The organism is Demequina sediminis (assembly GCF_039545075.1).
GTDB lineage: Bacteria > Actinomycetota > Actinomycetes > Actinomycetales > Demequinaceae > Demequina > Demequina sediminis.
In genome coordinates, this window is record NZ_BAABRR010000011.1 from 67,047 (window position 1) to 81,983 (window position 14,937).

Genomic DNA, 14,937 nt, shown 5'->3' on the forward strand with positions numbered 1-14,937 from the left:
GGGCCGCCGGCGCGCACTTCCTATGCGGCGCCGCGTCGCATGAAATCTACCGTTCGCGCCCGCGAAGCGGTTCGGGTAGCGGCTGAGCGTGTACCACGCGAAGCTCACGATTCGCGCGCGTCAGACTGGTGTAGAGCAGCCCGTGACGCAGGAAGTTGACGGGGAACCGGGCGGGTTCGACCACCACCACCCCGTCCCACTCCAGCCCGCGTGCGTGATCGGGATGGAGAACATCGAGCGAGCGGTTCTCGCGACGCCATCGGTAGGCATGCTGGGGGTGCTTCTTCCATCCCTTCCTGCGCATCACAGTCTCGGTGACGGCGCCTTCCACTCCGATGATCGCGACGGTGCCTTCCGGGTTGTTTCCCAGCAGACTGACGGCCTCGCCGAGCGCTTGCTCATGGACGGCCGCCTCACGCACACGCAGCACGCCCACTTCCGGGCCGCCAGCCTGGATCGACTCGAGCGTGCGCTGTTCCTTGGGTAGCAGGCGGTTCGCGAACGCCATGATCGGCCCTGTCGATCGGTACCCGAGGCGGATCCTGGTCACGGGCGCCTGATCGGCTCCGTCGAGGAGCCCCAGAGCGTTCCCCACGAGTTTCCAACTACCTAGCGCCGCGTCCGACCGCCGCTGATTCATGTCGCCGAGCAGGGTCCAGCGCTCGGTCGTGTTGATCGCGTCGAGAAGCGTCCACTCGATCTCCATGACGTCCTGGGCCTCATCGACGATGAAGTGGTCGAATCCCGCGAAGTCGCGCGTCTTCTCGACATGCCAGCCAAGCGCCGCGAGAAGCGGCACATGGTTGCGCATCGTCCTGGCGATCTCGAACGTCGGAAGGTTGCGCAGGTACCGAGCCCACGTCTCGTCGCGCGTGACCACCCGGCCGTGCTCACCGTTGGCACGCAGGATCTCGTACGCGTGGCGGACTCGCGTGGAGCGCCGGTCGATCTGCGCCGGTCGTCGCTTGAGAATCGAGACGGCGCTGTGAGCCAAGGTCCACAGGTAGCCGTCACCGTCCTCGAGCGTGGTGATCGCCTTGCCTTCGGGGACCTCCTGCAAGCCCGAGAGCATGGCGAGAAGCCGGCGGAGCGAGATCGTGCGCACGTGGTCGTGCCCTTGGTTGAGGTGGTCGATCGCGCCGGACACATGCTCGACGTACTCGTCAGTCGGGCCGACGACCAGCACCTTGTGAACCGTGGCATCCTCGTCTGCATGCGCGTTGTAGTCCTCGCTCACCAGATATGACGCTCGGTGCACGGCGATGATGGTCTTCCCGGTCCCAGGGTGGCCGTCGATGATCAGGTCCTCGTCGCCACGCCGCGTGACCAGGCTGTACTGCTCCGCCTGAAGAGTCGAGAGAACCGAACCGAGTCGCTCGGATCGGGGTGCGGCGAGGCGACGGCGCAGGAGGTCTCCAGAGCGAAGCGTGCGCGACGATGCGGGGCGCGGCTCCGAGGGCTGCGGCGGCGTAGGTGCCGCTTCGTCGATCGGACTACCCGTCTCCTCGGAGTCGCTTCTTTGAGAAGTGGCTGCGGGTATGGGAAGCGGGCGAGGTGGCGCCGGTAGCGGCCTACTCGGGGCGCGAGGTGCGGAGAGGGCCCGCCCCGCGAACAGACGTGTGCCGGGCTCCGCGAGGCGCCACGAGTCCTGGAAGTCCGCGATCATGTCGCTTCGGCGGTCGAATGCTCGAATCCCCGCCACGGAATCGCACAGTGCGTGGCCGCTTTCCCTGTAGAACGTAGCTGCGATCGGAGCGGCCCAGCTGAATACCGTGATCGCGTCGTCCTCGTAGTGTGCAGTGCCGATGTAGTACTCCCCGGACGGGATCGATGCTTGCGCCTGAGTGAGCTTCACGCGACCCGCCACCTCGCCGCGCGGCATGACCGCCACGTGCGCGCGCCCGGTGCCGGTCCAGTTGAAGCTCGCGGCTCCGGCGATCTCAATTCGAGCGCGGTTCTTCTTGTCGAGAGCTCGGCGGTAGATCTCCTCGCGCGCGCGCTCGTTGACGATCTCCTCGTCCCTGTTCATTCCGTCACCTCCAGCGCGCACACGGCAAGGGGAGAGAGCTTGATGGTCGGAGGGGCCTCGTTCTCCAGGCGATAGACAAGATCCTGATACCGCGCCACGGCCTTGCGCTCCATGCCCTGGAAGCCCTTGATCGAGCGGTCCTGCGACCCGCGTTCGAGCGCAGTGGCGATCCGTCGGCGGATGGACGCGAGACGGCGAGCGTGCTGTTCTTCGAGGGTCTCGCGGCGGAGCTGCGACATCGCCGCGTAGTCCGCCTGGATGGTGGCGATCTGCCGCGCGTGTCGGTCGTGCAGGGCATCCATCCCCCGTTGCGCGAGACGAGGCAGTAGTGCCGACTGGATGGCGCTCGCTGACTGCTCCAAGTCTCCACGAGCGAGTGCCGCCAGAAGCGCGGAGGCGACAGGGCCTTCATCGACCTGCCCCGTTGGAGCTACCGCGGTAGCCCAGAGCTCGGACTCCCCTCGCGGATTGACCTGGGCGTGTGCGAGCACCACAAGGTAGGTGCCGGTTGGGACGCTGCTGTCGTGGCGGCGCGCGCGTGCGTGCGCGAAGCGTGCTTGCTTGTTCCCAGGTACGTCGACGGCGGCCATCACTAGTGGGTTGTTCGCGGTGAGCAGGTCGTAGGCGCCGGAACGTGCGACCTCTTGATCGAGTGCGAAGTGCAGCTCAAGCTCGCTCTTGAGTCGAGCTGCGTACGGGTCTGTCTCATGCCGGGTGCGGCGCCCCGACGAGGCCAGCGCCTCGACACGGCGTGCCATCTCGGCATTGCCCTGGACGGTCACCATCGTGCCGTCCGGCGACACCTCGACGCGGGCGCCGCCATCGGTCTCGGCCCAGTCGGCGATCAGGTGCGCGAGTTCCGTCTGCCCAACGTAGCGGCCCGACTTTTCCAGCTCGTCAGCGAGCCCCGCAACCTCGACATCGTTGCCAACGATCAGCCCCGTGGTGGCGTCGGCAACGTCGCGCAGACCTGCCTTGTTCTCCTCGACCGCCGTGAGGAACTGCGTTTCCTTCAGTGCCCTCTCCTGATCGGTCAGGGAGAAGTCGAACGCCTCGCGGAGGACCTTCATCTGGCTGTTGACGATCGGCTCAAGTTGACCGATGGATTCCTCGAAGATGCCGATGCGGTCGAGCACGCGCGCCACGATCCGCTCATCGATGGTCTCGTCGTTGCGGAACGATGCCACCAGTATCTTGCTTTCGCACTGGCCGATGCGGTCGATGCGACCGATGCGCTGCTCGATCTCCATGGGGTTCCACGGCAGGTCGTAGTTGATGACCGCCGAGCAGAACTCGAAGTCGAGGCCCTCGCTTGCCACCTTGTTGGCGAGCACAATGTCGTACGCGCCCGCTCGGAACTCGGTCATCACCTTGCGCCGGCCGTCGCGATTCACGCCGCCGTGGAGCTCCGCGACTCGGAAGCGCGTCATGAGCCGGTTCTTGAGGTACGCCAAGGTCGGGCGCGAGAAGGTGAAGAGAAGCGTGCGTCGCCCCTCGGCGACCATCTGCTCGATCACCGGCACCAGGTGGTCGAACTTGGTATCTACCGTCGGGTAGAGCGCTTCCGCTGCCGCGATCAATTCGCGGTGCGGTCTGACAAGTTTCGACGGCGACAGATCGTCGCGCCGGAGGTCCTCGCCCGCCTCGTCGGTCTCGAGGACGTCGGGGGTCCACTCAAGTACGGCGCGCCGAGCCATCGGCAGACAGGCACTGGCGAGGCGCAGTGGCATCTGCTGTGCGAAGTGCAACGGCATGTTGACCGCCGCTGCACGGTCCTCGCACCAGGTGAGGAACTCGCGATAGAACCGGGACTCCTCGGCGGTCCACTCGACGGGGCGCCAAAGAGGTTCGCGCACAGGCTTCTTCTCGTCGACCTCGGCCTTCTTGGTTCGCGTGATCACCGTGGACAGGGAGTTGAGGTCGGCGATGAGTCGACGTGCCTCGACCACGTTCTCCGGTGTCAGTGCCGGTTTGCCAACGATCGACTTGAGCTTGGCGAAGTCCGGTCGGCCGGCCAGGTAGGTGCTGTAGCGCGATTCCGGCAGGTCCATCAAGGGTGCGAGTCGATCCCGTGCGGTGGCACTCGGATCGGAAAGCAGCCTGCCCGTGGCGTTGAGTGCGGCGTTGGGCAAGAGCCGCTGCTCGAGGTCTTCGGGATCGCTGACGTCTTCCGGCACCAGCAGGTCCAACAGGTTGTAGAGGTCGGACTGGCGGAGATTGATCGGGGTGGCTGTGAGGAAGACGATCGCGTCGCTCCATCCCTGCAGGAGCGCGCCCATCTTGTTCGACTTGGTGCCTGTGTTGCGCATCGCGTGGGCCTCGTCGACCATGACCAGGTCAAGGTCAGGCGGGTTGTCGGCGAGAGGTTCGAGCCCGGACCACGTGCGGAGCCTCTCGAGGCTAGTGACGTACTGGAAGCGCTTGGGCAAGCGGTTCTCGAGGTGCCGGGCCAGGAAGCGGTTCAGGCCCTTGACGTCGAGCTCCTCGAGGTCGAAGCCGAACCGCTCGTCCATCTCCTGCTGCCACTTGCCGACGAGCGATGACGGGCATACGACGAGCACGCGGTTCGCTTGCCCCCGTGCCTCCATCTCGGTCCATACCAAGCCCGCTTCGATGGTCTTTCCGAGGCCGACCTCGTCGGCAATCAGCAAGCGATCCTTGCCGGTCTGGAGCAGCTTGAGGACCGGCTTGAATTGGTACGGCCGGAAGATGGTGCGTGTCGCGCGGAAGGAGTACAGCGTGTCCGAAAGTCGGCTGCTCAACTTGGCCCGGCTGAGCGTGGCGGCGAACCGTGCGACGGGCGCGGGTACCCCCGCGACCCAATCCTCGGGATCGTCGGCGACCTCGGCCCGCGTCAAGCCGGACTCCGGTTCCCACATGGTGGCGCCGTCGACGGTGATCTTGTAGGTCCAGCGACCGTGCGCGAAACGCCGCTGCGTAGGCGTGACCTCGATGCCCGTGCGGCCCTGCTGAAGCCGCTCCATGACTCTGAACTCCGGCACGGCGACCATCTGGGCCTGCTCCCACCAGTGCTCGCCCCACCGCCAAGCTTCTGCCAGCGGGTGGTCGTCTCGGAGTTCGGCCACCGGGACCAATGCGCTGTCGGCGAAGCCGTTGCCGAACGGAATGACGACGGCGAGCGGTTCGTCGATGCCCGAGAAGATGTACGTGCCTGCGGGCAAGGGAACGTCAGTCGCTCCGCTCCACCGGGTCGAGGCGAAGTGTTCGACGATGTCCGGTACGCCTGTGTCCATGATCAGCAACCGCGTCAGCCCCGCTGAAGCCAAAGCGTCGGCGTTCAGATCGAGCGACGGCGTGTAGGTGAAATGGTCCCTGTGCAAGTCTCTATGCCCCTCAGCACTCGATCCGCCACGGCGTGGATCTTGTTCCTAGAGAAGGTATTGGATATGTCTGAGATAAGGAAGATTCAGTGGCCCATCTCACGTGACCGCGCTCGCGGATTCTCCCGGGAGTTGCTCGGACACTCTCTGGCGGCGGCGCATCCCAGACTGCCGCGACCACGGCGTCGTCGGCCGCCTTCCGGTCGGACCGCGCGAGCCTGCGGAAGACCTACGCCAGCATATGTGTCTTGCTCGAGTTAGTCATGATGAAACCACTCTGCCGGCCCGCGACCGCCAGCACCAAGGCAATTCCCATGGCTGCTGCATACATATCATGCGGCCAGCCCACCGGGGCACCTCTATTGGCCCTCGATCACCAGAAACCGTCAGTCCGCTCTCAACACCTACGACACGGGCGTGTTCGGGTTCACCGCTCGTCCGCGTAGCGCGGCGCCAGTGCCTCCATCTGATCCATCACGAGCTTGATCGCCTCGGGCTGCTTATCCGGCGGGTACTTGTATTTCACGAGCAGTCGCTTGATCGATGAACGCAGTTTCGCGCGCACGTCGTCGCGCACGGTCCAGTCCGTTCGCACGTCGCGCTGCATGACCGCGACGAGTTCCCTCGCGATCTGCGCGAGCACGTCCTCGCCCTGGACGTTGACCGCCGCCTCATTGGCCGCGACCGCGTCGTAGAACGCGAGCTCATCGTCCGACAGCGGCGGTGAGAAGTTCTGGCCCCGGGACGCTTCGGCCGCGACTTCCTTCGCCAGTTCTACGAGTTCAGCGATCACCTCGGCAGACGTGAGTTGTTGATTGGTGTATCTGTTCATGATCTCTGCGATGCGCTGTGAGAACGCGCGTTGGCGCACCAGGTTGCCGCGAGTTACAGCCGCGCCGGCATCCGTCAGCGACTTGCGCAGTGCCTCGATCGCGAGGTGAGCGTTGGGGGCGGCCTGCGCCTTCGCGAGGTACTCGGGCCCGAGGTCATCCAGTGCGAGTCGTGGGAGGCCTGCGGCGTCGTAGATGTCGAGGACATCGCCCGGCGCGATCGAGTCGGCGACGAGCGCCCCGAGGAGGCGCGAAATCTCCTCTGGCACGGGCTCGTCGCGCGACTGGCGTTCGATCGCGTCGAACTTGGCCATCCACACCCGTACCTCTTCGTAGAACGCGATCTCGTGGTGCAGTTCCGCGAGACCAGTGCGCCCTGAGGCGAGCGCCCAGGCGCGCGCGAGCTGCCCCGTCGCCGTCCGGTAGCGGGAGGCAAGACGCTCCGGACCGAGGTCTTCCGCGTTCAGCGGGTTGAGCGGGTCGCGCAGGTGGTTCGTCACCGTCGTCGCGGCCGTGCGTAGCGCTCGCGGGCCGCCCTTCGCGAGGATCGCACGCCAGTCGCAGCCGACCAGCATGTCGCGGATCGCAGCCACGAGGTCGCCCGCGATCGCCACGGCCTCGTCGACGTCACGGCCGATGGGCTTCTGTTCCTGGTCGGTGACCGTGTACTCCGACAGCGCCTTGGCGAGGTTGTCGGCCAGTGGCGCATATGCGACGAGGAGGCCGTCCTCCTTGCCGCGGAAGGTGCGATTCACTCGCGCGAGGGTCTGCATCAGCAGTGCGCCCTTGAGCGGCCGGTCGAGGTAGAGCGTGTGCAGCGGCGGGGCGTCGAAGCCCGTCAGCATCATGTCCTTGACGATCACGATCTCAAGCTCGTCCGCGGGATCCTTCAGGCGCGCCTTGATGGCCTTGTTCTCGGAGTCACGGCGGACGTGTTCGCTCACCGGCGGCACGTCCGATGCGGAGCCGGAGTAGACCACCTTGATGCGGCCTGCGTCCAGCGAGTCGGAATGCCATTCCGGTCGCAGCGCCACAATCGCGGAGTACAAACGGGCGCAGATCTCTCGGGTGCCGCCGACGATCAGCGCCTTGCCCGGGGACTCGAGGAACGGCAACATCCGTGCCCGCCGTTCCTCCCAGTGCTCGACGATGTCGGTAGCAAGCTTCTCAATGCGCTCGGGGGCGCCGTAGACGGCATTGACGACGGCGACGGATGCCTCAAGCCGGGCACGCTCAGTGTCATCGAGACCAACCGTGTACTCGTCCGCGGCGCGGTCGATGGCCTCCTCGGTCGCGCCATCGGCGAGCGAAACCCTGATCAGTCGCGGCTCGAAGTACACCGGCACGGTCGCGCCGTCGTCCACGGCGCGGGTGAGATCGTAGATGTCGATGTAGTCGCCGAACACCGCCCGGGTGTCGCGCTCGGCGAGCGAGATGGGCGTGCCGGTGAAGGCGATCAGAGTGGCGTTCGGCAGCGCATCGCGGAGGTGTCGGGCGTACCCGTCGAGGTCGTCGTAGTGGCTGCGGTGCGCCTCGTCGACGATGACGATGACGTTGCGACGGTCGGTGAGCAGCGGATGCTGGGTACCGGACTGCTTCTCCACCTCGGTCAGCCCGAACTTTTGGAGCGTCGTGAAGTAGATGCCGCCCGTGACCCGATTGCGTAGTTCGTCGCGCAGGTGCGCCCGCTCCCGCACCTGCACGGGCTTCTCGGCGAGAAGAAGGCTCTGGTCGAAGGTCTGGAACAGCTGGCCGTCGAGCTCGGTGCGGTCGGTGACGACCACCACGGTGGGGTTCTTGAGCTTCGGATGCCGCGACACCAGGTTCGTGTACAGCTCCATTTCCATGGACTTGCCGGAGCCCTGGGTGTGCCAGACGACGCCGGCCTTGCCGTTCGTCTCAACGGCCTGCACGGTGCTTCCGACAGCTTTGGTGACTGCGAAGTACTGGTGGGGTTTCGCGATGCGCTTGACCAGCCCGTCCGCGCCCTCATCGAACGCGGTGAAGTTGCGTACCAACTGCAGGAACCGCTCCTGGTTGAAGAGCCCGTTGAGCGCGTCGTCAATGGGCTCCACGGAGACGGCGTCCTCAATGCGCGGTTGCTGGAGCGGTGCGCCATCGTCATTTACGTTCCACGGCGCGAAGTGGTTGAGCGGGGTGAAGGGAGTGCCGTACTTCGCCTCCAGCCCGTCGCTCGCGAGGGTGAGCACGCAGAACCGAAACGCCATGGGGAACTCGCGCAAGTAGGTCTGCAGCTGTGCGTGGGCCGGCGCGACGCCGGTGGATGCGGAGCCCGCCCGCTTCAACTCGACGATGACCAGGGGCATGCCATTGACGAAAAGCACGATGTCGAACCGGCGGTGCAGATCACCCTGGCGGATCGTCACCTGGTTCACGGCCAGCCAGTCGTTCTCCGCAGGGTCGGAGCCGAGCAGCCGGAGCCGCGGGTTTCGCTCGACCCCATCGGAGTCGATGTAGGACAACGGGTATCCGGCGACCAGGTACTCGTGGATGCGGTGATTCTCGGTGATCGCATCCTGCGATTTCGGCGCTGCGATCTCAGCGACCGCCTGCTGGAGGTACTCGCCGGGGACGCCGGGGTTGAGGCGACGCAGCGCGTCGAGCAGGCGCGGTCTGATGAGGATGTCGTCCCACGTCTCGCGCTCGCTCGTCCCGGGCGCGATGTCTTCGCCCCTGGCTGGGCGCCAGCCAAGGGGCTCGGCCAGGGTTTCGAGCGCGTCCTGTTCCCAATCTGCTTCAGACAGTGCGGTCACGTCAGTTCTCCAGGTCCTCGGCGTCGATGGTTCATGGATGGTTCGTCTCCCGCGCGACCCTTGGCCGCTCGCGGCGTCGCAGTGCTGCTCATGTGGTGGTGTTTTCTATCGAGCGAGAGACGATGCGGCCCGTTGCCGTGTCGGTGGCCTGGCTTTCGGGCTGTGGTGCCTCGCCGCTGGCAACGGCCGGTCCCACCCGATTCGCGGAAGCCGTCGTCGCTGGCCGTTCGTTCGCGATGCCGTAAGGGATATGCACGCTCGCCGCATGCCTCGACGTGGATTCGAGGTGGCCTCGCTGGTCATCGAAGTAGATATCGGGTCGCATGACCTGCAGGATGGTGCCCTTGTCGATACCGCCGAGGAAGAAGGCGTCGTTGACGGTGACGCCCCACTCCTCGAGAGTGTTGACGGCTCGCTCGTGCGAGGGCGCGTTTCGGGCGGTGACGATCGAGACGCGGAGCCGCGGCTGGTAGTCGGGATTCGTCTGACGATGCTCGCGCTCGACGCTCTGAATCATGTTGAGGTCGCGCAGGAACTCGCTGAGGGGGCCGCGCGCGAGCGGGACGGTCCTCTTCTCCACCTCGTGTTGGTGGAAGGCGGGCAGTCCGCCGCCGCTTTGAAACACCTGCTCGGACTCGTCGCTTGCGATCACACCATCGAAGTCAAGCGCGACTCGCACGGTGTCATCGTCACGACCGGAATCGGCTGACGCCAGTACAAGCCCGGCGGGAAAGCCGGCAGCCATGGCATCACGCACGCTCTGCTCCTGACCCGACAGGAAGAGTGACATCGACAACGCCCCGATGTACTCGTAGGGTGACTCGCCTTGGGTGAAGATGGCGCGGCTGATCGCGAGGCCGTGCGCCTCGATCGACCGCATGACGCGAAGCCCGGTCGAGGGATCATTCCTGGAGAGGACGATCACCTCGACGAGCGGGTCATCGGGGCGTAGATCATTGAGGCCCAACAACTTGCGAATGAATCCGAAGGCAACGCCGGGACCGAGCGTCTCATCGATTCGGCCCGCTTGATAGGTGCGGTACGCCTCTTCGCCATGCGCGCGGAAGTATGCATCGGAGTCCGTCAGGTCGAAGAGCGCGCTCGACGCGATTCCGATGACGAGCCGATGCCCAAGCTCGTATGGCATCAGGCTCCCGCCTCGGATGCCGCAGCCTCAGCGTCGCGAACGCGGAGCTTGCCCGACATGAGCTGGGGGAGCAGCGCGTCGCGGGTCGCTGCGAGGGTGCGGTTTTCTTCGATCGACGTAGCGACGACTTGAAGCAGGGGTGCTATTTGCACCTCCGCGCGGGGTGCCTGCACTTCGTCCCATGCGAGATGGAGGTGGTCGAACGTGGCCTTCGTGATTGTGTCGAACACGGATCCGTGCGCGACGGCTTTGGCACGTTCGGTAGCCTGAAGAACCGCGAAGTAGAGGAGGCTCGGCGGCAAGACGTCTGGGCGGAAGCCGTAGCACGACTGGTTGAAGGAAGCGGGTCGCGCCAGGCGGCCAACCTCACCTACCGTTCCACGTGCCGTCAAGATCACTGACCCCGCGGGCAGCGCCTTGGCCTTGGTTTCAGCAAGGGCCGCTGACGTGATCTTCTCGGCGGTATCGACCACAACGTGGCTAGGGGCGGACGTGATGTCGCGGGCCGATATCCAAAGCTGGTCGCCACCGGCCCAGTAGTCCTCCCGCGCTCGCGCGGGCGTGCCGCCGAGAATCGGGTCGAGCACAGTGCTCATCAATACGCGTGGCCACGTCCGAGTCATCGCGTCGTAGGTGGCCGAGGCGATGCGCTCGGCGGTGGCGGCGAGGGCGGTGTTGGCGGCGATCTTGTCGTCGAGAGCGCCCAGCACCTCGGCGATCGCCTGCTGCTCGGGGAGGGGAGGGCTAGGGACGTTGAGTTTGGCGAGATCGGTGAGGCGGATGCCGGCCGCTGCCACCTGTTCGACGATTGTCTCCATCTGACGGCGGCCCTGCGGTGATCGAAAGTAGTAATACAGGAAGGGGGCGCTCGCCCTGTTGGCGTCTACGCGAGCGCGAATGATCGAACTCTCCCAAGTCGTCGGCGTAGTGACCTCAGCGACGATCGCGCACTTGCCCGCGCCCTCGAGCGTCAAGGAGCGGCGCGCGAAAAGGAGATCGTTCTTCTTCAGGTAGGCCCGATCCTCGGCCGCACTTGGAGCGTTTACCCGGACCATCTCGATGTCGGGCACGCGTGGATACTTAAAGAGCTCGCCCATGTTGAGCATTCGTACGCCGGTCCCGCGAGATGCCGCGGGAATCGTGAATCCGCTTCGTAGCGGCGACTCGAGCAAGTCCGCGAACGCGGTCACGAGAGCCGCCCCATCTGTTCGCGCACGGCCTCGGCTAGCCGCGCCGACTCAACGAATTTCGCCTCGAGCTCGGCCCGCAACCGCGCGAGCTTCTCTTCGATCGGCTCGCCGTCGGCCTCGGCCTCGGCCGCGCCGACGTACCGCCCTGGGGTGAGCGCGTAGTCGGCGGCCTTGATTTCGGCGAGCGTTGCCGAGTAGCAGAACCCCGGAATGTCCGCGTACTCGTCGGGCGCAGCATCCGATTCGACGCCGCGCCACGCGTGGAAGGTGCCTGCGATCTTCGCGATGTCGTCGTCTGACAGGGCGCGCTCTGCGCGGTCGACCATGTGCCCGAGGCCACGAGCGTCAATGAAGAGCACCTCGCCCGCCCGCGCGCCCTTGTCCTTCGCGAAGAACCACACGCACACCGGGATGCCGGTCGAGCGGAACAGCTGGGTCGGCAGGGCGACCATGCAGGACACGAGGTCGGCTTCGACGATCTCGGCGCGGATCTGGCCCTCGCCGCCGGAGTTCGACGACATGGAACCGTTGGCCATGACGACGCCGGCCTGTCCGCCGGGGGCGAGCTTGGAGAGGATGTGCTGGATCCACGCGTAGTTCGCGTTGCCGGCTGGGGGCACGCCGTAGCGCCAGCGGGGGTCTTCTTCGTTGCGGGCCCAGTCCTTGATGTTGAAGGGCGGGTTGGCCATGATGTAGTCGGCCTGCAAGTCGGGGTGCAGGTCGCGGGCGAACGTGTCGCCCCAGCGGGGACCGAGGTTGCCGGTGAGGCCGTGGATGGCGAGGTTCATCTTCGCCATGCGCCAGGTGCGCTCGTTGAGCTCCTGCCCGTAGACGGAGATGTCGCTGCCCTCGCCGTGGTGGGCGTCGATGAACTTCTCGGCCTGCACGAACATGCCGCCCGACCCGCATGCGGGGTCGTACACGCGGCCGCGGGTCGGCTGGAGGAGTTCGACGAGCACGCGGACGACGCCAGCGGGGGTATAGAACTCTCCGCCGCGCTTGCCTTCGGCGGCGGCGAACTTCTCGAGGAAGTACTCGTACACCTCGCCGAGCAGGTCGCGGGCGCGGCGCCCGTCCGTCCCACCCTGGCCTTGGGCGGCGAAGCGCGCGGTGTTGAACAGGTCGACGAGTTCGCCGAGGCGGCGCTGGTCGACGTTGTCACGGTTGAAGATGCGGGGGAGGGTGCCGGACAGTTGCGGGTTGGCCTGCATGACGGCATCCATCGCCTCGTCGATGAGCAGGCCGATCGACTTCTCCGCCTGGCCCATCGCAGGGCCGATGCCCTTGGCGTTCTCGGCGAGGAATCCCCAGCGGGCGTTCGCGGGCACCCAGAACACGCCACGGCCGGTGTACTCGTCGGTGTCGTCGATGAGCTCGGCGATCTGGTCCTCGTCATACCCTTCCCCGACCAGTTCGGCGCGGATGCCGGCCCGGCGCTCGTCGAACGCGTCGGACACATACTTCAGGAACACGAGCCCGAGGATGACGTCCTTGTACTGGGACGCATCCATAGAGCCGCGGAGCTTGTCGGCGGCCTTCCAGAGCGTGTCCTTCAGCTCCTTCATGGTTGACGGCGCCTGTGGGACGACTTTCTGTGCGCGGGGCATGGTGGGTCCTTACTGCGTGGACGCCGCTGCTGCAGCGTGGTTGGTCTCAATCATGGTCACCGCTCCCGACGTCGCACCGGCGACGATCAGGGCGGAATACTCTTCGAGGCGAGCCGCGCGCGCCTCGAGTTCACTGCGGGCATTTGCGACTTCAGCCAGGGCCTGGCGTAGAGGCGCAACGGTGTGCGGGGCGACGCGGCGCAGCATCCATCGCTTCCATGCTCCGGCACCGCCGGGGGCACTCGCGATGTCGGCCGCGACGATTTCGGGGACGAGTCCGCCGGGGTCGCTCGCCGTGATGCGCAGCACGCGGGCGGGGTAGGCAACCACCTTCGAGCCGTCGGCATCGACCCACGCGGCAGCGGTGGGGGACGTGCGGAAGATCACGTCACCGGGTCGGGTGAGCGTCGCGGACGGATGCTGTGCCGCGAACGCGAGTTGATCGACACGCGTGGTCCCGATGGTTGAAGGGTGATCGAGGTCCGATGCCGTGACAACAACTAGTCCCTCGCGTCCCAGCAAGTCAGGGCTGAGCCTCGTACCGCGAATGCGTCGCAAGTGTCGAGCGCCAATCAGTTCGGACACGGATGCGGCCCGCGGGGCGGCATGAGAGTCGGGCGCGATCGGGATCGGGGCGACGTCATCACGCACGGCTTCTGCCGCGATATCTAGGAGCGCGGGAAGATCTGCCACGTCGTTGGGAGCGAACGGGCGCTTCCGGGATGCGGCAGCGACGAGCGAGTCGCTGCGAGCCTGCAGCGACGCCGTCCGCACGAAGGTCGCGAACCGGAAGTGGTGGGCGCGCACATCCCGACCGCTACCCATCCCGGCGATCACATCCGAGACCAGATCGGCGCGGGCGGCGGGGGTGAGGGGATTCTGGCTGAGGTCGGCTACGGCTGTGAATCGCTCCGAGGCCGGAACGTTCCCCGCCGGCGTTCCGAGCACCCACATGGCGAGTGGCTCGCGTGAGGCGCTGTCGACGAGTCCCGGAGGGAGGCGCACGATCCCGCGGACGCGACCGGAACGAAGGATGTGGGCGCGTGCTTGCTCATCCTCAGACGTCAATGGGTCAGTGAGCACCCTCGCAGGGCCGATCACCACCGCTGCGTCTGAATCGCGCAGCGACAGCGCGACCTCATCGACAGCTTGTAGCATCGCGGCCACATCGTCGTCCCGGCGAGACGGAACGCGCGCCACAGCGATGCCACGAGCCGTCGCATCGTCGGGGTCGGCGAGCCAGTGCCCGTCGACGCGAAGCCTGCGTCGCACCCGCCGCGCATCGGCCTCCGCAGGGAGGGTCAGACGCACGTCGTCGCCGAGACTCGCCGCCATCGTCGAGGAGAGCGCGGGATCGCTGGGGTCCAGCACCACGGTGGCGTCGGGAGCCATGAGGGCGCGCGTGGCCTCCATGACCAGGGCAAGCGCATCGTTCACCAGCGGTCCGGCGGACCCTGCCGACCGGTTCGACGCCGCCGAACGTTGAGCGATGAGCGCCAATGCGGCGGACGGTGAGTAGCACGCGTCGATGAGGAGAATGGCGTAGTCGAGCCACGGCGCACCACGACGGACGTGCGCGGTGATCTCGCTTCGCAGCAGGCCGTCGCGAGGGTCGATCGTGGCAGCGACCTCCTCGAGCTTGTGGCTCCCGGGTCCGTGCAGGTCCTCGGAGAGGGCGAATAGCGCGACGAGGGCCTCCAGTTCCGCGACCGCGCCCTCGTCAGAGAAGGAGAAGTCCGTCGGAGTTGCCGCGGCAGCGGCATCCTCGCGTGCTGCCGGGTTGTTGCCATGCCGAGTGCGGACGAGCCATTCGGCCACCTGCTGAACCGCGAACTGGGGCCTTCCGCCCATCTGATGCACCGCAGCAGGAAAGGGATCCCGTGCGGTGGCGAAGCGTGTACGCCACATCGAGGCCACAGGCCGCTGCACGCCAGCCAGGCGGGCAACGCCGGCCAGGTCGATCAGGTGCGAGTGCGCAGTGGGCATGAGACCAAGGTACCGGTAGTGGGTCATTTGTGG

Annotated in this window: 7 protein-coding genes; all 7 read right to left on the reverse strand. The window is 66.3% G+C overall.

All coding sequences use genetic code 11. The features are described from left to right. Positions 1 to 46: 46 nt before the first annotated feature. The 7 genes from ABEA62_RS10395 to ABEA62_RS10425 all read right to left on the reverse strand — a co-directional run bounded on the left by ABEA62_RS10395 (position 47) and on the right by ABEA62_RS10425 (position 14,904). A complete protein-coding gene (locus tag ABEA62_RS10395) occupies positions 47 to 2,029 on the reverse strand; it encodes an AAA family ATPase (protein ID WP_286216531.1) in 1,983 nt (660 codons plus the stop codon). After that, positions 2,026 to 5,283 carry a DEAD/DEAH box helicase gene (locus ABEA62_RS10400; RefSeq protein ID WP_345380027.1) on the reverse strand — a complete coding sequence of 1,086 codons (3,258 nt, stop codon included), beginning with the start codon at positions 5,281 to 5,283 and terminating at the stop codon, positions 2,026 to 2,028. Before ABEA62_RS10400 ends, ABEA62_RS10395 begins: the two co-directional genes overlap by 4 nt. Before the next feature lie 514 nt (positions 5,284 to 5,797). Then, complete coding sequence (locus ABEA62_RS10405) at positions 5,798 to 8,974, reverse strand: type I restriction endonuclease subunit R (protein ID WP_286216529.1); 3,177 nt, start codon at positions 8,972 to 8,974, stop codon at positions 5,798 to 5,800. An 88-nt stretch (positions 8,975 to 9,062) separates the two neighbouring features. Further along, on the reverse strand, positions 9,063 to 10,121 hold the full coding sequence (locus tag ABEA62_RS10410; RefSeq protein ID WP_286216528.1) for a 5'-nucleotidase: 1,059 nt from the start codon (positions 10,119 to 10,121) through the stop codon (positions 9,063 to 9,065). Next, on the reverse strand, positions 10,121 to 11,191 hold the full coding sequence (locus tag ABEA62_RS10415) for a restriction endonuclease subunit S (protein WP_286216527.1): 1,071 nt from the start codon (positions 11,189 to 11,191) through the stop codon (positions 10,121 to 10,123). Before ABEA62_RS10415 ends, ABEA62_RS10410 begins: the two co-directional genes overlap by 1 nt. A 116-nt stretch (positions 11,192 to 11,307) precedes the next feature. Continuing rightward, positions 11,308 to 12,876, reverse strand: a complete 1,569-nt coding sequence (locus ABEA62_RS10420) for a class I SAM-dependent DNA methyltransferase (RefSeq protein ID WP_425558023.1) — start codon at positions 12,874 to 12,876, stop codon at positions 11,308 to 11,310. A 51-nt stretch (positions 12,877 to 12,927) separates the two neighbouring features. Next, positions 12,928 to 14,904 (reverse strand): hypothetical protein, encoded by a 1,977-nt coding sequence (locus ABEA62_RS10425; RefSeq protein ID WP_286216525.1) that lies wholly within the window; start codon positions 14,902 to 14,904, stop codon positions 12,928 to 12,930. Positions 14,905 to 14,937 lie beyond the last annotated feature (33 nt).